Genomic DNA, 18,563 nt, shown 5'->3' with positions numbered 1-18,563 from the left:
GGAGACCCACTAAAATGTTCCGAAGGAAAAGCCTGTCGCACGGGCTGATGTATGTCGCGGTCTGCGCTAGTGTTCTGCCCGCGCCAGCGGATGCCCAAGACAAGGTCCATTTCCGCCTTGCCAGCCAAGACGACGAACTTCGCACCAATCTGCGCAGAGCCTCCGCACTGGAGACATCCATCACCGAAGGGCGCGACACTGCGCAGGACCTTTTTGCTGCGGCGCTGTCGGACTATGGTCGCCTGCTCGATGCCCTTTACGCCAATGGTTATTACAGCCCGGTCATCAACATCCTGCTTGACGGACGGCAGGCGTCGGACATCCCGCTTTTGTCGGTGCCAACCCAGATCAACGATGTGACCATCGTGATTGATCAGGGAAAACGCTACCGCTTTGGCAAGACAGAGATCACCCCACTGCCGCCCGGCGCAGCGCTGCCATCGGAATTCAGACCAGAAAAACGCGCCCTCAGCGGCAGTGTCGGCGATGCGCTTGATACCGCAATCGTGTCCTGGCGCGATGCTGGTTATGCCAAAGCAAGCCTCGAAAGCCAGAGCGTCATCGCTGACCATGCCCGCAACAAGCTGGACGTGGCCATGCGGATCACCCCCGGCCCGCTCGTCAAATTCGGCAGTATCTACAGCACGCAAGACACCGCCGTACGCACTTCAGTGATCCGCCGTGTCGCGTCCATTCCCGAAGGCTCACAGTTCTCACCCGAGGCCCTGCGCCAGGCCGAACAGCGCCTGCGCCGCACCGGTGCCTTTTCCTCGGTAGCTTTGGAAGAAGGCGAGACTGTCGCGCCAGATGGCTCCATGGACATCAAGGTGACTGCGGTGGATGCCAAACCGCGCCGCTTTGGCTTTGGCGCCGAGCTTTCCAGTCTCGATGGTGTCAAGCTGTCCAGCTTCTGGCTGCACCGAAACTTTTGGGGCGGGGCCGAACGGTTGCGGATCGAGGGGGATGTCTCCAACATCGGCTCCTCCGAAAGTGGCATGGACTATTCTCTGGGCGCGCGCCTTGAAGTGCCCGCCGTTCTGGGTCCCGATACAGACGGCTTTGTCTATTCCGAACTCGCCCACCTGGACGAGACGACCTATCTTTCAGACCGGATCGAACTTGGCCTCGGGTTAAGCCGCATCTATTCCGAAAGCCTGACCGCCACCGCCGGGCTGAGCTTTGTCTATTCCGAAACCGATGATGACCTGGGAAAACGGACGTTCACCCTACTGACCTTTCCCATCTCGGTCACGATGGACAAACGCGACAAGGAGCTGGACCCCGGCAGCGGCTATTATCTGGACGTCAGCGTCACACCCTATCTGGGCCTGAGCGGCAGCCAGTCCGGTGCCAGCTTGAAAGGCGATGCACGCTATTATTTTCCGATAGTCGAAGACAAGAGCCAGGTGATTGCGACCCGACTTCAGCTGGGGTCAATCGTCGGCTCTGATCTGACGGAAACCCTGCCGGAATACCTCTTCACCTCGGGCGGGGGCGGCACAGTGCGCGGGCAACCCTACCAGTCGCTGAACATCGACCTTGGCAACGGCGACGAAACCGGCGGGCGCAGCTTTGTCGGGCTGTCGACCGAATATCGCACCAACCTGAGCGGCAATCTCGCCGCCGTTGCCTTTTACGACGCCGGCTATATCGGCGAGAGCAGCTTTTACGACGGCGCGGGCAACTGGCATTCCGGCGCCGGGCTTGGCATCCGATACAAAACTGGTATCGGCCCTATCCGCTTTGATGTGGCAGCACCCGTCAGCGGCGACACCGGCAACGGTGTTCAATTCTACATCGGCATAGGACAGGCATTTTGACTCGCATTCGGTTCTGCCTTCTCTTCCTCATGGCGCTGTTCGCAACGCAGCCCGTGCTCTCGCAAACCTCGGACACGCAAACGGATGACCGCGGCTATCTTCAGGCCCTGTTGGAAGACAACCTGTCCGCTGAGGGCCGCCAGATCCGAATTCAGGGATTCGAGGGCGCGCTGTCATCACGGGCAACCATCGAACAGTTGACCATCGCCGATCCTGACGGTGTCTGGATTACGCTGAACAATGTGGGCCTGTCCTGGAACCGACTTGCCATCCTGCGCGGCCGAATCGAGATTGCAGAACTCTCTGCCGAAGAGGTGCTGCTGCCACGCAAACCCTTGCCCAACAATGACCTGCCGAACCCCGAGGCCCAGCCTTTCAGCCTGCCTGAACTGCCTGTTTCGGTCAAAATCGAAAAACTGGACATTCAGCGCGCCGTCCTGGGCGCCCCCATTCTGGGCGTCGCAGCCGAAGTTTCGGTGGTTGGTTCGGCCAGCCTTGTCGATGGTGCTCTGGATGCGAATCTGCAGATCGATCGTGTGGACGGGCAGACCGGCGCGCTGGCGCTGGCCGCGTCTTACGCCAATGAAACACAGAACATTTCCCTTGACCTCAGCCTGACCGAGGGCTCCGGCGGCATAGTCTCGACACTTATGAACCTACCGGACAACCCGGCGATTGCCCTGACCCTGCAGGGCGAAGGGCCACTCAGCGATTTCGCCGCCGATCTGTCAATGGCCACTGATGGCGCGGACCGCCTGAACGGTCGCCTGACACTTGCCGCCCTGTCCGCAGATGGCCCAGAGGGGCGCGCCTTTACAGCGACACTGTCGGGCGATATCCGACCCATGCTGCCGCCAGAAAACCGGGCCTTTTTTGGCCCCGATCTTAATCTAGACATCGCCGGACAGACCCTGGCTGACGGACGACTGCGGCTGAACACGCTGGATCTGAGCACCGAGGCGCTTACGCTGACCGGCAATCTTGCGCTTGGCCCCGACAAATGGCCCGAACAGGTGCAGCTGAAAGGCCGCGTTGCGAACTCCGCCGGCGGGCCGCTACTGCTGCCCTTGCCTGGTGTGGAAACTCGCATCAACAGCCTTGATCTGAATGTCAATTTCGACGCCAACGACAGCGACAGCTGGAGCGCGGACCTTGTGCTGGACGGGCTGGAACGCCCCGACATCAAGCTGGCTCAGGCTCGGCTGAACGGGCTCGGACGGCTTGGCAAGGGCGAAGGCAGCTCTGTTGGCAATGCCGCAGGGCGCGTCAACATCGACGCAACCGGTCTTGCCCCCAACGATGCAAGCCTGGCCGAGGCTCTGGGTGAGGCGATTAACGGTGCCATCGCATTTGACTGGAATCAGGGTGCTCCGCTGGATCTGGCACCCATCACTCTGTCTGGCGCTGGCATCGGTCTCAATGGCTCCTTGCGCCTGACCGGTCTCAGCGGCACCTTCGCCCCGGAAATCATTGGCAATGCGGAACTGACTGCAGCCAATATCGCGCGCTTTTCCGGTCTGGCCGGGCGCGATCTGGGCGGCGCGGTGGTTGTGACGCTGACCGGTTCCGCCAAACCGCTGGACGGCGCCTTTGATGCCACGATAAAGGGCACCACCCGCGATCTGGTCACGGGTCAGCCCGAAGCCGACAGAATCCTTTCCGGCAACGCAACGCTTGCCATCGACATGGTGCGCGACGAAAACGGTGTCTTGCTGCGCACCCTTGATGTTCAAGCAACCGGCGGCACCATAACGGCAGAGGGCCGACTGAAAACCGGCGACAGCGCGGCGCGTTTCGACGTGGCGCTGAACGACTCAGCTCTGGTATTGCCACAGCTCAGCGGCCCCGCCCATATGCAGGGGCAATTGGATCAGGTCGGCACGCTCTGGACACTCGACACCAACGCAAGCGGCCCCGGTGGGGCAGATGTGCGGGCACGTGTCCTTGCCACCTACGCCGACGGCACGCTCAGCAATATCAACGGCACTGGCACGGTCCGGGCCGATGACATCGCCCCCTACGGCGCCATCGCCGGGCGCGACATTGGAGGCGGGGTCAATCTGGCAGGGTCCGGCGCCTTTGACCCCACGACGCAGTATTTCTCGGCCAACCTGACCGGCGACACAACCGACCTGAAAACAGCCATTTCACAGCTTGACGGGCTTCTGACCGGCAAGACGGTGCTTAACGTCGAAGCGGCGCGGGATGCCGACGGAATCACCCTGAGCAATCTGGACCTGACAGCCAGCGGCCTTATCGCCACGGCCGAGGGCGTGCTGCGCGACACCGACAGCACCGCGCGCTTTGACATCCGCCTGCCCGACACCTCGCGTGCTGCGCCAGGTCTGAACGGTGCGGCACAGGTCAGAGGGACACTGGAACAGGCGGGCGATGACTGGACGCTGGACACCACGGCAACCGGGCCTGGCGGTGTCGATCTCGATGCGACGGTTGTGGCGCAATATGCAAACAAGGTGCTTGGCCAGATCAAAGGCTCTGGCATGCTCAAGGCGGACTCATTGGCGCCCTATGCCGGGCTTCTGGGACGTGACCTTGGCGGTAGCCTGAACCTGTCAGGATCGGGCAACTATGATGCGCGCGACGCCAGCTTTGCGGCAGACGTGACTGGCACGGCACAGAACCTGCGCAGCGGTATCACCGCCGTGGACAAGCTGATCGCGGGCCAGACCAACCTTGCCGTAAATGCGGCACGCGACAGCAGCGGCGTGATCACGGTGCAAACCTTTGATCTGTCCACTGGCCAGATCACCGCAAGTGCCAGCGGGGCGCTCGGGGCTGGCTCAAACAGCTTGCGCTATGATCTGCGGTTGCGTGATCTGGGGCTGTTTGCAGCCGGTTTCAACGGGCCTGCGACCGCCACCGGGACCGCCACATCACAGGGTGGCGATTACCAAATCGACGCAAACGTCACCGGCCCCGGCGGCACCAGTGCGCAGGTCAACGGCACAGTGGCACCGGATGGCAGCAGCGCCGACATCTCGGCCACGGGCAGCGCGCCGATGGCCTTGGCCAACACCTTTCTGGAACCCAATATCCTGAACGGGAACGCTAATTTTGACTTGCGCCTGAACGGTGCGCCGGGTTTGGAGGCACTCTCTGGCACGGTCCGCACGGCGGGGGCGAGCATGGTCCTGCCCTCAGCCCCAATAAACCTGAACGACATCGGCGCAACGGTCACGCTGGATGGCGGACGGGCGACAATCGATTTGACCACACAGTCCTCGACCGGCGGCACGATCGCCGTGCGCGGGCCCGTTGCCCTATCCGCCCCTTTCAATGGCGATCTGACCATTCAGCTGAACAGCGTCGCCATTGCGGACCCAGGCCTCTACGAAACCGCGGTCACTGGCCAGCTAAGCCTGACAGGCCCACTCGCCTCTTCTGCAGCGCTGGAAGGGACGTTGACAATGGACAAGGTCGAGGTACGCGTGCCTGACACCGGGCTTGGCTCTTCCGGCAGTAAGTTCGAGATACGCCACATCAACGAAACCGCCGCAGGCCGCGAAACCCGTGCCCGTGCTGGACGGCTCGACACCGGGTCTGACAGTAGCGGCGGCGGACCGAATTACCAGATGAACGTTCTGGTGCAGGCCCCCAGCCAGATCTTCATCCGTGGCCGTGGTCTGGATGCCGAACTGGGTGGAGAGATCCGCCTGCGCGGCACCTTGTCGAACATCCAGCCCGAAGGACGTTTCGATCTGGTGCGGGGACGGCTCGATATTCTGGGACAGCGGATCGAACTGGACCAGGCCGCTATCGTGATGAGTGGCAGCCTTGTTCCGACGATCAGCGTCGTGGCAACCACACAGCGCGACTCGACGACGATCCGCTTCGAAATCAGCGGCGTCGTCTCTGATCCTGACGTCAGCATCAGCTCCAGCCCAGAACGGCCAGAGGAAGAAGTGCTGGCTCTTCTGCTGTTCGGGCGTGACGTGACGCAAATCTCGGCCTTTCAGGCACTGCGCATCGCCTCTGCCGTGAATACACTGGTCGGCACGAGCGGCACCGGCATCGTTGACCGGCTGCGCATGGGGTTCGGAGTCGATGATTTCGATGTCTCCACCTCCGACGACGGCACGACGGAACTGCGGGTCGGCAAGTACCTGACCGACAATGTCTATACAGACGTGACCGTGGGCGCTGAAGGGCAGAGCGAGATCAACCTCAACCTCGATATCACCTCTTCGATCACGGCGCGCGGAACCGCGTCTTCTGACGGGAACACTGGTCTGGGTGTCTTTTTCGAAAAAGACTACTGAGGCCGCAAAATCGTTCGAAAGCAAACAGCGCGCGGCTTGTTCGAGCCGCGCGCTGTTTCATGTCTCGTGTACCCTTATTAGGCCGTCAGCAACGCCGATACGATCAACTGTGGTGGTCCTGGCGCAGGATATCGCCGGTGGTCAACACCGGTTCTGCGGGCATGTCCGACGCATCCAGCATCACCGCCACGCGTTCCAGCACTGCAACGATCATCGACTGTTCCCAATCCGCCAGTGATTCGAACTGGGCCACATAGCGTTGCTGGAGCGCGTCCGGTGCCACATTGACTTTGTCCATGCCAACCTTGGTGATCTCAAGATCGGTCTGGCGCCGATCTGACAGCGACTTGTGACGCTCCAAAAATCCGTAGCCTTCCAGCTTCTTGATCAGCACGGAAATCGTCGCCTGGGACACGCCCATCCGGGTCGCAATTTCGGTTGGTGTGCTGTGCCCTTTTTCGGCGACGATCTGCAGCACACGAAGCTGCACGGCGGTAAGCCCCGCATCCCGTGCAAGGTCACGCCCGTATAATTCGGTTGCGCGCAGGATTCGCCGCAACGCGATCAGGCTGGTGTCGGTCCTGTCCATGTCGGTCTCTTCTTCAGGTCGGGTCAGTTTACGTCGAGACCGTGAGATCGCACAACTCCCCGAAACACTTTGCATTCTACTTTGATCTAACATGCCAATAGTATACAAAGCTAAGTATCACCCTACAAGGCCCGTTAAATAAACATAATTTTTATGGGATTGTCAGGGAACCAAACAACGACCTAAGAATTATTACTTTGAATATTGAAACATCTGCGAAAATAAACTACTTAGTATCCCAAAGTAATCTAAGCAACCGTAACGAAACCGAGGTACTCCCGTGCAAACACTGCAAAGCGTCAAGCCCGAAGGCACTGTGACTTTTCGCAAGCCCGTCCGCGAGGACGGCGCAGAAATCTGGGAGCTGATTCGCGACTGCAAGCCTCTGGATGAGAACTCCATCTACGCGAACCTTCTGCAGTCCGACCATTTCCGCGACACTTGTGTAGTGGCAGAAATGGATGGCGCGATCGTCGGTTGGATTTCGGCCTACCTCATGCCGCAGGACGCAGAATGCGTCTTCGTCTGGCAAGTGGCCGTATCAGCCAGTGCACGCGGCATCGGCCTTGGCACACGTATGCTGGACGCGCTGATGCGCCGTGACGAAACGGCGGATGCAAAGCGTATGCAGACCACAATCACGCTGGACAATGACGCCTCTTGGGCACTGTTTCGCAAGTTCTCCAAAAAGAGCGGCGCAGATTTGTCCTCCGAAGCACACTTTACCCGCGACACACACTTCCAAGGTGAACATGCGACCGAGCACATGGTTACCATTTCATTCCGAGAGGCGCTGAAGAGCGTCGCCTGATACGGCAAGATGCCCAGCCTCTCCTCCTCCCAAAGAAAAGGAACACTTATGTCTTCTGAGACACTGAAAAGCATTTTTGAAACACGCGAAAGCCAAGTGCGCAGCTACTGCCGCAGCTTTGACACCGTGTTCACCAAAGCCTCCGGCTCGGAAATGACCAACACGGACGGCAAAACCTATATCGACTTCCTGGCCGGCTGTTCCTCTCTGAACTACGGCCACAACGACCCGGACATGAAGCAGGCACTGGTCGATCACATTCTGGGTGATGGCATTGCGCACGGTCTGGACATGTACACGGACACCAAGGCGCAGTTCCTGCAGGCATACGAGGACATCATCCTCAAGCCGCGCGGCATGAGCCATAAGATCATGATGACCGGGCCGACCGGCACCAACGCCGTCGAGGCCGCGATCAAGCTGGCCCGTAAGGTAACCGGGCGTCGTAACATCATCTCCTTCACCAACGCCTTCCACGGCATGACCATGGGCGCACTGTCGCTTACCGGTAACGCCGGCAAGCGGGCCGGCAGCGGCAACAGCAACGCCGGCCTGACAGGTGTGACCCACATGCCCTATGACGGGGCTTTCGGCGATGGCGTCGATACGCTGGAACATCTGCGCATGATGCTGACCAACCCGTCCTCGGGCATCGACGCGCCGGCGGCCTTCATCTTTGAACCCATTCAGGGCGAAGGTGGACTGAACGCCGCATCGCAGGACTGGATTGAAGGCATTGGCAAGCTCGCCAAGGAACTTGGCGCGCTGGTCATCGTGGATGACATCCAATCGGGCTGTGGCCGTTCGGGCACCTATTTCGGCTTTGAAGGCATGGACATTGATCCGGACATGATCACCCAGGCGAAATCACTGTCGGGCTTTGGCCTGCCTTTCGCGGCCCTGCTGATCAAGCCGGAACTGGATATCTGGAAGCCGGCCGAGCACAACGGCACCTTCCGGGGCAACACACACGCCTTTGTCACCGCCCGCGTCGCTCTGGAAAAATTCTGGAAGAACGACAGTTTTCAGCAGGAACTGGCAGACAAGGCGCTGATCCTCACCGCAGGGCTGCAGGCCGTTGCGGATGAAGTTCACGGCGCCAAACTTAAAGGTCGCGGCCTGATGCAGGGTGTAGATGTCGGTTCGGGCGAACTTGCCTCCGATATCTGCGCACGCTGCTTCGAAAATGGCTTGATCATCGAGACGTCGGGTGCCCATGACGAAGTCGTCAAGGTGCTTGCCCCTCTCACCACGCCGACAAAGACGTTCCAGACAGGCCTCGAGATCCTTCTCGACGCCACGCGGAGCGCCACGGCACAACACAAAATCGCAGCGGAGTAATTCACATGATTGTACGCGACGTAAACAAGCTCAAAGACACCGACCGTTCCGTTTCGGACGCCGACTGGACCTCTGTCCGGATGCTGCTGGCCGATGACAAGATGGGCTTTTCGTTCCACATCACCTATCTCAAGGCTGGTTCCGAGCACACGTTCCACTACAAGAACCACTTTGAAAGCGTGTATTGCATGTCTGGCAAGGGCTCGATCACCGACATCGCCACAGGCGAGACTCACGAGATCCATCCCGGCGTGATGTATGGTCTGAACCTGCACGACAAACACATCCTGCGCGCCGAAGAAGAGCTGGTCATGGCCTGCTGCTTTAACCCGCCCGTGACCGGCACCGAAGTGCACCAGGAAGACGGCTCTTACGCCGCTCCCGAAGAGGCTGCGTAAGCAGAAAACAGCATGACTGTAGATTTCAAGAACCATACGGTCGAAAAGATCGGCGGGACATCCATGTCCCGCCTTTCCGAGCTGCTGGAACCGCTTTTTCGGGTGAATGCGCCCGACTACAACCGGATCTTTGTGGTTTCGGCCTTTGGCGGCATCACCAACCTGTTGCTGGAACACAAGAAAAGCCAGGAACCCGGTGTTTACGCCCATTTTTCGAACGAGACTGATGACCATGGCTGGATGGGCGCGCTGACCCGCGTCGACGCAGCCATGCGCGAGGCACATGAGGCGGTGCTGGATCACCCCGGTGACCGTGCGCAGGCTGCGGATTTTGTCCGTGAGCGCATAGAGGGCGCACGTTCCTGCCTGATCGACCTGCAGCGCCTCTGCTCTTACGGTCATTTCCGCCTGTCGCAGCACATGGCACTGACCCGCGAACTGCTGTCCGGTCTTGGGGAATCCCACTCTGCCTTTGTGACCGCCCTGCTCTTGCGCCGCAACGGCGTGAACGCACGGTTTGTGGATCTGTCCGGCTGGCGTGATGACCGCGAGATGACTCTGGACCAACGTATCCTCGACGGCCTCAAGGATATCGATCTTGAGACTGAGATGCCGATTGTCACAGGTTACGCCCAATGTGCCGAAGGTCTGATGAACAAGTTTGATCGCGGCTATTCCGAGGTGACATTCAGCCAGATCGCCGCGCTGACACATGCGCGCGAGGCGATCATCCACAAGGAATTCCACCTGTCCTCGGCCGATCCCAAGCTTGTGGGCGCCGAGAATGTGCGCAAACTGGGCCATACCAACTATGACGTGGCCGATCAGCTGAGCAACATGGGGATGGAGGCAATCCACCCGACCGCCGCCAAGGCCCTGCGGCAGGCACAGGTTTCGCTGCGGGTCACCAACGCGTTCGAGCCGCATGATCCCGGCACGCTGATTGATGATGCCGAGGCTGAAAAAGGCGTGGCAGAGATTGTCACAGGCCTTCCCATCTATGCCTTTGAGCTGTTCGAACAGGATATGGTCGGCGTGAAGGGCTATGACGCCAAGGTGCTGGAGCGCCTGACGCGCTACAACTGCCGCATCGTGTCGAAAACCTCGAATGCCAACACGATCACGCATTATGTCGATGCGCCTATGAGCATCATCAAGAAGGCCGAGCAGGACCTGAGCGATTTCTACCCCAACGCCGATATCAACGTAAAATCGGCGGCCATCGTTTCAGTCATCGGTCGCGACCTGCGTGGTCTGCACGTTCTGGAACGCGGTCTTGGCGCCCTGCGCGAGGCCGGGGTGGACGTGATCAGTGCGCATCAGACCACGCGCACGGTGGATGCCCAGTTCGTGGTGGGGCGTGATGCGCTCAACACCTCGATCAAGGCGCTGCATGACACTTTCATGCCCAAGGACGCGGATGTCGCCAAGCTTGTGGCCTGATCTGATCCACACTGACTGAAAAACGGCCCTGCCCCCGCGGTGGGGCCGTCTTTACATCCGGTTTCGCCGGATTTGGGTTTGACTTGGCGCAGCTTCCCCGCGCCAAGTGGCGGTCATGAACCTCACACCCAACCCCTCCCGCCTAGAGCCTGCCACAGTCACGGCGCAAGCCTTTCCCCTGCCCGCAGACATTCCGTTTCCGCTGGACGATGCCGCCCCGGTGCTGGCCCTGCTGAACCGCTGCCCCGCCGCACAAACTACACCTCTGGTCGACCTACCGTCGCTGGCGGCTGATTGCGGCGTTGCGGCCATCAGGGTAAAGGATGAGCGGGCGCGCATGAACCTTGGCAGCTTCAAGGCACTGGGGGCAGCGCATGTCATCGCCCATGCCGCCGCTGCCGCAAATCCCGACAATCCCATTGGCGCGCTGCAGGGCTGTACCTATGTCACCGCAAGTGCGGGCAACCACGGTATGTCGGTCGCGGCCGGGGCCGCCGTCTTTGGCGCGCGGGCGGTGGTCTATCTGTCTGACACGGTCCCGGACAGCTTTGCACAGCGCCTGACCGCCAAGGGCGCCGAAGTCATACGCGCCGGGCAGACCTACGAGGCCAGCATGCAGGCCGCCGCACAGACCGCCGAGGCCGAGGGCTGGACCCTGCTGTCGGATAGTTCGTGGGAAGGCTATACCGAGATCCCGCAGCGGCTGATGCAGGGCTATCTTGCCCTGATGGCCGAGGTGGCGGATCAGCTCGACGCGGCGCCAACCCATGTCTTTGTGCAGGCCGGTGTCGGAGGCCTTGCCGCCGCCGTGGCCGCCCATGTGCGGGCAACATGGGGCGATGCGCCGCGCGTGATCGTCGTAGAACCCGACGCCGCCCCCTGCATCGCGCAATCGCTGGCCAAGAGTGTCTTTACCCCGGTCAGCGGGCCTGTCTCTGAGATGGGGCGACTGGACTGCAAGGAGGCGTCGATGATCGCCCTGCGCGGACTCGCACGTGATGCGGATGCGGTTGTCACCCTGTCAGATGCCGAGGTGAACGGTGTGCTGGGTAAACTTGCTGAACTCGGTCTTGCCACGACGCCATCGGGCGGGGCGAGCCTTGCCGCGCTGATGCTGTCCGAACCACACCGCGACGCGCTCGGCCTTTCCAAGACCTCCCGCGTTCTGGTCTTTGTGACCGAGGCAGAATGAGCCTGACCCTGCCCCCTGTGGAATTTCAGGCCCGCGTCGCGCGTGCGCAGGCGCGGATGGCCGCGCTGGATCTGGGCGCGCTGCTCGTCACATCCGAACCCGACCTGCGCTATTTCAGCGGCTTTCTCACGCGGTTCTGGGAAAGCCCGACGCGCCCCTGGTTCCTGATCGTTCCGGCATCGGGGAACCCGGTGGCGGTGATCCCCGGCATCGGTCAGGCGCTGATGCAGCGCACGTGGATCACCGACATCCGCTGCTGGCCGTCGCCACGCCCCGCCGATGACGGAATCACCCTGCTGACCGATGCGCTGACCGAACTGGCACAGGGCGGGCGCATCGGTATGCCCATGGGGCCGGGCACGCATCTGCGGATGCCTCTGGCGGATTATGGGGCGCTGCAATCTGCGCTGGCGCCCTTGCTGATCGTATCGGATGAGGGGCTGGTGCAAGATCTGCGCGCAGTGAAATCCGAGGCTGAGATTGCCCTGATCCGCACCGCCTGCACCATCGCCGGGCGGGCCTTTGACCGTGTGCCGCAGATCGCGGCGGCCGGGGTGCCACTGGATCAGGTGTTTCGCGATTTTCAACGGCTGTGTCTGGAGGAAGGCGCGGATTGGGTGCCCTATCTGGCCGGGGCGTCTGATGCGGGGGGCTATGCCGATGTCATCTCGCCCGCGACATCCTTGCCCTTGCAGGCAGGCGATGTGCTGATGTTGGATACAGGATTGGTGCACGAAGGGTATTTCTGCGATTTCGACCGGAATTACTCTGTCGGCAAGCCGTCGCACGAGGTCCGGGATGCCCATGCCCGCCTGATCGAGGCAACTGCTGCCGGTTTTGAAACTGCGCGTCCCGGTGCCGCAGCCGCAGACCTCTATGCCGCCATGTCAGCGGTTCTGGGCGGGGGCACGGCACCGGGGCGGCTGGGTCATGGGCTGGGCATGCAGCTGACCGAAGGCTTTTCTGTTCTGCCTGACGATCTTTCAGTGCTGCGCCCCGGCATGGTGCTGACGCTGGAACCTTGCATCGATATGGGGGATGGAAAGATCATGGTGCACGAGGAAAACCTTGTGATCCGCGAGACCGGGCCGGAATGGCTGTCCCCGCCTGCAGGACCCGAAATTCCCGTGCTGGAGGACGCATCGTGACCAATTTCACATATGAAACCTTGCCCGCGGACGAAGTGCGAATCGGGCTGATCGTGTTGCAGACCGATGAAAGCCTTGAACGTGATCTGCGCCAACTGATACCAGCGCAGATCAACCTGCTGGTCAGCCGCGTGCCCAGCGGCGACGAGGTGACGCCCGACACCCTGCGCCAGATGGCCCATGATCTGCCCGCCGCCGCGCGGCTGTTGCCACAGGCGCAGAGCTATGCGGTGGTGGGCTATGGCTGCACCTCGGGCTCTGCCGTGATCGGCCCGGCAGTGGTGTCGAAACTGGTGCGCTCTTCTGCGCCGACGCCCGAGGTGACAAACCCGATGACGGCGCTTGTCGCGGCCTGCGGGGCGCTGGGGTTGCGGCGGCTCGCCGTGCTGTCGCCCTATGTGGCCGAAGTGTCGGACCGCCTGCGCGATGTCTTGCAGGTCGAGGGGATCGAAACGCCGGTGTTTGGCAGCTTCAACGAAGCGGCCGAAGAAAAGGTTGTGCGCATTGCCCCGCATTCCATCATGGCGGCGGCAGAGTTTCTGGCGCAAACGGGCGGCGTGGACGGCATATTCCTGTCCTGCACCAACCTGCGCACGCTTGAGGTGATCGCCGCCCTTGAAGCCCGCACCGGCCTGCCCGTGCTGTCGAGCAATCAGGTGCTGGGCTGGCACATGCTGCGCCGCGCCGGAGTTGGCGATCGCCTGCAAGGCTATGGGCGGCTGTTCGCCGAGTGCTGAGCGGCTATTCCGCCGCCTGCGCCAGAGGCAGGCAGCCCACCAATCTGGGTCAGCAGATCGACAATCGCCTCGACCCCTTCGCCCTTGCGCAGGGAGGCAAAGACAAAGGGCTTGCCCGCGCGCATCCGCGTGGCATCGCGGTCCATCACCTCAAGCGAGGCGCCGACATAGGGCGCAAGATCGGTCTTGTTGATGACGAGGATGTCGGATCGGGTGATCGCAGGGCCACCTTTGCGCGGGATCTCCTCCCCAGCTGCGACGTCGATCACGTAGATCGTCACATCCGCCAGTTCTGGGGAAAAGGTCGCCGACAGGTTGTCGCCGCCGGATTCGATCAGGATCAGGTCGAGGTCGGGATGCAGCGCGTTCAGCTCGGCAATCGCCGACAGGTTGATCGAGGCATCCTCGCGAATCGCCGTATGCGGACAGCCGCCGGTCTCAACCCCCTTGATGCGGTCCAGCGGCAGGACCTGCATGCGCATCAGCGCCTCTGCATCCTCTTGGGTGTAGATGTCATTGGTCACCACCGCCATCGACAGGCGGTCGCGCAGGGCGCGGCACAGGGCGGCGGTCAGCGTGGTTTTGCCGGCTCCGACAGGGCCACCAAGGCCAACACGCAGGGGTCCGTTCAGGGATGTCATGGCAGTCTCCTTCAAGAGCGGAACAGGCGGGAATAGAGCTGATCGTGGCGCTGGCTGGCCACGTCGATCAATGGGGCAAAGCCGCCGATGTCGTCAAGGTCGGCTGTTATCGCGCGGGTGGCCAGGGATTGGCACAGCGGCGTAAGGGCGTGAATGATGCGCTGTCCGTCGGTCTGCCCCAAGGGGATGAGACGCACCCCGGCACCGGTCAGGTTGGAGGCAAACGCCTGCAGATAGAGCGTCAGCGCGGGCAGCAGGGGCAGATCCAGCAGGTTGACGGCGCGCCCCATGGCGACAGGATAGGGCAGCGGCGGGATGCCGAGTTTCCAGACCTCTGACACGGTGCTGGCGAGTGCGCCGCCCTGCAGTTCTGTCTCGCGGCGGCGTTCATGCGAGGGGGACAGGGCCAGCGCCAGTTCGGCGAGCGCATCAAGATCACCGCCCTGCGCGGCCTGTGCCATCAGCATCGCATCTGACCAGCCTGCCCCGTGTTCCAGCACGGTTTCCAGCCAGTCCTGCAAGGTCGCGGCATCTGCCACCTGCCCCGCCTGAACGCAGGTCTCAAGCCCATGAGAATAGGCGAACGCGCCCACCGGAAAGGCGGGCGAGAACAGTTGGTGCAAAGTCAGATGGGGATCAGCCGTGGTCATGGTCGTGATCGTGGCTGTGATCGTTTCCGGCCTTGTGATCGTGGCTGTGCCCGTCCCCGTGGTCATGTGCGTGACTGTGGGAATGCCCGTCGCCGTGGGAATGGCTCTGCGCGGCAGGTCCGTGGCTGTGGGAATGGTCGTGGCCGTGCGTGCGGCCCATGCCATAGGCGCCGCCTTCGGGGGTGAATGGCTCTGTCACCTCGCGCACGGTTGCGCCGATTCGGGTGAGCATGTCGCGGATGACGTGGTCATGCTGGATCAGCAGGCGGCCTGTTTCGATCTGGCAGGGGGTGTGGCGGTTGCCGATGTGCCAGGCGATGCGCGGCATATCGGTGGCGGTGACCTCAAGCAGAGGCTGTGGGGCGGCAACGATGAGGATTTCCTCGCCGGTCGTGGTGACAAGAACGCCGCCATGGTCAAGGGAGGTTGTCTGCGGCAGGTCGGCAAGAACGCTCTGACCATCCTCAAGCACCAGCACCTTGCGACGCAAGAAGCGGTCTTCGTAATCCAGAACAGCGCGGCCAATGGGCTGATCCGCCTCGGGTTTTGCGCGGTAGCTCTGGGCGGTATGGGCGGGGGCGCTCATGCGCGCCCCCAGGCCGTGAGGCTCTGATCGTGGATCAGTAGATGCCGCGGAAGACGTGGCGCACGATGTCCTCGCGTTTTAGTCCGCGCTCCGCCAGCTGCGCATCGCTCATCGCTTGCAGGGCGCGCACGCCGCGCATGCGGGGCTGATTTTCCGCATAGGAGTCGATCCAGGTCGCAAGGCCGTGGGCTATACGTGTGAACAGCGGGGCCTTCGGGTAGGTGTCGGTATAAGAGATGGCATGTGCCATGATGTGCTTTCCGTTTTGACTGTTTGTCCGTTTCGTTGCACATCAAATAGGCAGTTTGTGAACGCGCAAACACCCCCGATAGGGCATCCCCGCGATGCACTTGGCGCATGGCTGTAGTCGTCATGTCAGTTTCCATCAGAACAGAAAGTAGCGCTGTGCCATCGGCAGTTCGGTCGCCGGTTCGCATGTCAAAAGCTCTCCGTCGGCGCGCACTTCGTAGGTTTCGGGATTCACCTCGATATGCGGCAAGGCGTTGTTCAGTATCAGATCTTTTTTGCCGATGCCGCGGGTGTTGCGCACGGCGAGCGTCTGTTTTGCGAGCCCCAGTGTGCCACGGATATCGTGGCTGAGCGCTGCCTCTGAGACGAAGGTCACGGCGGAATGTTCGACCGAGCGGCCGTAGGCACCCCACATGGGCCGGGAATAGACCGGCTGCGGCGTCGGGATCGAGGCGTTGGGGTCGCCCATCTGGGCACAGACGATGGTGCCCCCCATCAGGACCATCTCGGGCTTTACGCCAAAGAACGCCGGGTTCCAGAGGACGAGGTCGGCGCGTTTGCCGGGCGCGATGCTGCCTATTTCATGGCTGATGCCATGGGCGATCGCCGGGTTAATGGTATATTTCGCAATATAGCGGCGGACACGCATGTTGTCGTTGTCGCCGGTTTCCTCGGGCAGTTTGCCGCGCTGTTTCTTCATCTTGTCGGCGGTCTGCCAAGTGCGGATGATCACCTCGCCCACGCGGCCCATGGCCTGCGAATCGCTGGCGATGATCGAAAAGGCGCCCATGTCGTGCAGGATATCTTCGGCGGCAATCGTTTCGCGGCGGATGCGGGATTCAGCGAATGCCACATCCTCGGGGATGGATTTATCCAGATGGTGGCAGACCATGAGCATATCGAGATGCTCCTCGAGCGTGTTGACCGTATAGGGGCGTGTCGGGTTGGTCGAGGACGGCAGCACAAATTCCTCGCCGCAGATCTTGATGATGTCGGGGGCGTGGCCGCCGCCGGCCCCTTCGGTGTGAAAGGCGTGGATGGTGCGGCCCTTCATCGCCTTGACCGTATTCTCGACAAAGCCGGATTCATTCAGCGTGTCGGTGTGGATCATCACCTGCACGTCGTAATCATCGGCAACCGACAGACAGCAGTCGATGGCGCCGGGGGTGGTCCCCCAATCCTCGTGCAGTTTCAGCGCACAGGCGCCGCCAAGGATCTGTTCGATCAGCGCACCCGGAAGCGAGGCGTTGCCCTTGCCCGCAAAGGCGAGGTTCATCGGAAAAGAATCCGCCGCCTGCAGCATCCGCCCAAGGTGCCAGGCCCCGGGGGTGCAGGTGGTGGCGAGTGTGCCATGCGCGGGGCCAGTGCCGCCGCCAAGCATGGTGGTCAGGCCGGAATGCAGCGCATCGTCGATCTGTTGCGGGCAGATGAAGTGGATGTGGGAATCAAAGCCGCCGGCGGTGAGGATCCTCCCCTCGCCCGCGATCACCTCGGTTCCCGGACCGACGATGATGTCGACGCCATTTTGTGTGTCGGGGTTGCCTGCCTTGCCAATGGCGTGGATGCGCCCGTCGCGCAGCGCAACGTCGGCCTTGTAGATGCCGGAATGGTCGACGATCAGCGCATTGGTGATGACCGTGTCCACCGCCCCGTCGGCGCGGGTGGTCTGGGACTGGCCCATGCCGTCGCGGATGACCTTGCCGCCGCCGAACTTGACCTCTTCGCCGTAGGTGGTGAGGTCACGTTCAACCTCGATGATCAGGTCGGTGTCGGCCAGCCGCAGCTTGTCCCCGGTGGTGGGGCCGAACATGGCGGCATAATCTGCGCGGGCAATCGTTGCGGGCATTTCTCAGATCCTCAGTTGAATTTCGGGCCGCGCTTGGCCAGTCGGGTCGAATTGCTGCGGGTCTTGGCGCGCAGTGGCTTGATGGCAGTGTTCATGATCTGATCAGGCCGCGCCCCATGCATCGTCGCCGTGGCGGCGTTCATCATGGACTGCAGCAGCGCCGGGGATTTTTCATCCACCATCCGGGTGTTTTCCGATTTGGTCACGTTCCAGAGCCCCGCCATGCCAAGCAGGCGCATGGTCATCACCGACTGGGTTTCAAGCGCGAGATAGGTCATCTGGAGCGTGGTGTTCCAGAGGTCGACCGGGGTTGCGAGGCGGGGCATCGGATATCTCCGTATATGCGGGACTGTCGCCGGGAACCGGCGCAGATGGCAGTAAAAGCTGAACGCAAGACATCCATGGAGCGCGCTCCACGGCCTTGCGCTGCGGGGCGGAGTTGTCCCTGCCCCCGGAAAAGAACCCTCGCCACGGCTCAGCTATCCGCCTTGCCAGAGGGTGCCGGGGTCTGGTTCGGCGCGGCCTCGGGCTTCGGCGTATCCGTCACAGTGGCCGCCTTGGGCGCATCTGCCGCTTTTGGTGCCGTGGCCGGGGGCTGCGCCGCAGCGCGGGGCTTTGCGGGCGTTTTGGTGGCGGTTGTCTTGCGGCGCGCGGGCGCCTTTGGCTTGGCCTCTGCCGCCGGAACCTTTGCAACCGGTGCGGCCGGGGTCGCCTTGACCCCGGTATCAGCCGCCGTCTCAAGCTTGGGCTGCTTGGCTGTCGCTGGCGCGGCGGGCGCCTTTGGTGCAGGCGCGGCAGTCGTCTTTGCCGCAACACCGGGCGCGGCGGCGGA

At 61.9% G+C, this 18,563-nt stretch carries 16 protein-coding genes and 1 pseudogene; 9 read left to right on the top strand and 8 right to left on the bottom strand.

What is annotated here, in order from left to right:
- The first annotated feature begins 14 nt into the window (after positions 1-14).
- The gene (locus tag P775_RS20685) at positions 15-1,820 is read left to right on the top strand and encodes an autotransporter assembly complex protein TamA (protein ID WP_099912767.1); all 1,806 of its coding nucleotides are present in this window, start codon (positions 15-17) and stop codon (positions 1,818-1,820) included.
- Positions 1,817-6,100 carry a translocation/assembly module TamB domain-containing protein gene (locus tag P775_RS20680; protein WP_099912766.1) on the top strand — a complete coding sequence of 1,428 codons (4,284 nt, stop codon included), beginning with the start codon at positions 1,817-1,819 and terminating at the stop codon, positions 6,098-6,100. Before P775_RS20685 ends, P775_RS20680 begins: the two co-directional genes overlap by 4 nt.
- 103 nt (positions 6,101-6,203) lie before the next feature.
- Here P775_RS20680 and P775_RS20675 read toward each other — a convergent pair whose 3' ends face one another.
- On the bottom strand, positions 6,204-6,689 hold the full coding sequence (locus P775_RS20675) for a MarR family winged helix-turn-helix transcriptional regulator (protein ID WP_099912765.1): 486 nt from the start codon (positions 6,687-6,689) through the stop codon (positions 6,204-6,206).
- A gap of 280 nt (positions 6,690-6,969) precedes the next feature.
- On the opposite strand from P775_RS20675, the gene ectA reads away from it, so the two are divergent.
- The 7 genes from ectA to P775_RS20640 all read left to right on the top strand — a co-directional run bounded on the left by ectA (position 6,970) and on the right by P775_RS20640 (position 13,759).
- Positions 6,970-7,500 carry a diaminobutyrate acetyltransferase gene (gene ectA, locus P775_RS20670; protein ID WP_099912764.1) on the top strand — a complete coding sequence of 177 codons (531 nt, stop codon included), beginning with the start codon at positions 6,970-6,972 and terminating at the stop codon, positions 7,498-7,500.
- A gap of 48 nt (positions 7,501-7,548) precedes the next feature.
- Complete coding sequence (ectB, locus tag P775_RS20665; RefSeq protein WP_099912763.1) at positions 7,549-8,841, top strand: diaminobutyrate--2-oxoglutarate transaminase; 1,293 nt, start codon at positions 7,549-7,551, stop codon at positions 8,839-8,841.
- A 5-nt stretch (positions 8,842-8,846) separates the two neighbouring features.
- Positions 8,847-9,239 carry an ectoine synthase gene (locus P775_RS20660; protein WP_099912762.1) on the top strand — a complete coding sequence of 131 codons (393 nt, stop codon included), beginning with the start codon at positions 8,847-8,849 and terminating at the stop codon, positions 9,237-9,239.
- A gap of 12 nt (positions 9,240-9,251) precedes the next feature.
- Positions 9,252-10,682 (top strand): aspartate kinase, encoded by a 1,431-nt coding sequence (locus P775_RS20655; RefSeq protein ID WP_099912761.1) that lies wholly within the window; start codon positions 9,252-9,254, stop codon positions 10,680-10,682.
- A 115-nt stretch (positions 10,683-10,797) separates the two neighbouring features.
- Entirely contained in the window at positions 10,798-11,874 is a 1,077-nt protein-coding gene (locus P775_RS20650; RefSeq protein WP_099912760.1) for a pyridoxal-phosphate dependent enzyme, read from the top strand.
- Complete coding sequence (locus P775_RS20645) at positions 11,871-13,022, top strand: M24 family metallopeptidase (protein ID WP_099912759.1); 1,152 nt, start codon at positions 11,871-11,873, stop codon at positions 13,020-13,022. The genes P775_RS20650 and P775_RS20645 overlap by 4 nt, the downstream gene beginning before the upstream one ends.
- Positions 13,019-13,759: a maleate cis-trans isomerase family protein gene (locus tag P775_RS20640; RefSeq protein WP_099912758.1), complete on the top strand. Its 741-nt coding sequence runs from the start codon at positions 13,019-13,021 to the stop codon at positions 13,757-13,759. Before P775_RS20645 ends, P775_RS20640 begins: the two co-directional genes overlap by 4 nt.
- Here the strand turns inward: P775_RS20640 and ureG are convergent.
- The 7 genes and pseudogenes from ureG to P775_RS28205 form a co-directional block, all read right to left on the bottom strand.
- Entirely contained in the window at positions 13,732-14,400 is a 669-nt protein-coding gene (gene ureG / locus P775_RS20635) for an urease accessory protein UreG (RefSeq protein WP_099912757.1), read from the bottom strand. The two genes, P775_RS20640 and ureG, sit on opposite strands and share 28 nt — an antisense overlap.
- 11 nt (positions 14,401-14,411) lie before the next feature.
- Positions 14,412-15,050 (bottom strand): urease accessory protein UreF, encoded by a 639-nt coding sequence (locus P775_RS20630; RefSeq protein ID WP_099912756.1) that lies wholly within the window; start codon positions 15,048-15,050, stop codon positions 14,412-14,414.
- A complete protein-coding gene (locus tag P775_RS20625; RefSeq protein ID WP_099912755.1) occupies positions 15,037-15,636 on the bottom strand; it encodes an urease accessory protein UreE in 600 nt (199 codons plus the stop codon). Before P775_RS20625 ends, P775_RS20630 begins: the two co-directional genes overlap by 14 nt.
- Before the next feature lie 34 nt (positions 15,637-15,670).
- Entirely contained in the window at positions 15,671-15,886 is a 216-nt protein-coding gene (locus tag P775_RS20620) for a DUF1127 domain-containing protein (RefSeq protein WP_099912754.1), read from the bottom strand.
- A gap of 135 nt (positions 15,887-16,021) precedes the next feature.
- Entirely contained in the window at positions 16,022-17,731 is a 1,710-nt protein-coding gene (gene ureC / locus P775_RS20615) for an urease subunit alpha (protein WP_099912753.1), read from the bottom strand.
- An 11-nt stretch (positions 17,732-17,742) separates the two neighbouring features.
- Complete coding sequence (locus P775_RS20610; RefSeq protein ID WP_099912752.1) at positions 17,743-18,057, bottom strand: antifreeze protein; 315 nt, start codon at positions 18,055-18,057, stop codon at positions 17,743-17,745.
- Between the two features lie 149 nt (positions 18,058-18,206).
- Positions 18,207-18,563: pseudogene (locus tag P775_RS28205) on the bottom strand (hypothetical protein); the annotation flags it as partial.

The organism is Puniceibacterium antarcticum, from assembly GCF_002760615.1.
Taxonomy (GTDB): Bacteria; Pseudomonadota; Alphaproteobacteria; order Rhodobacterales; family Rhodobacteraceae; genus Puniceibacterium; species Puniceibacterium antarcticum.
Note: the sequence above shows the minus strand (reverse complement) of the source record. Positions and strands in the feature narration are given on the sequence as shown.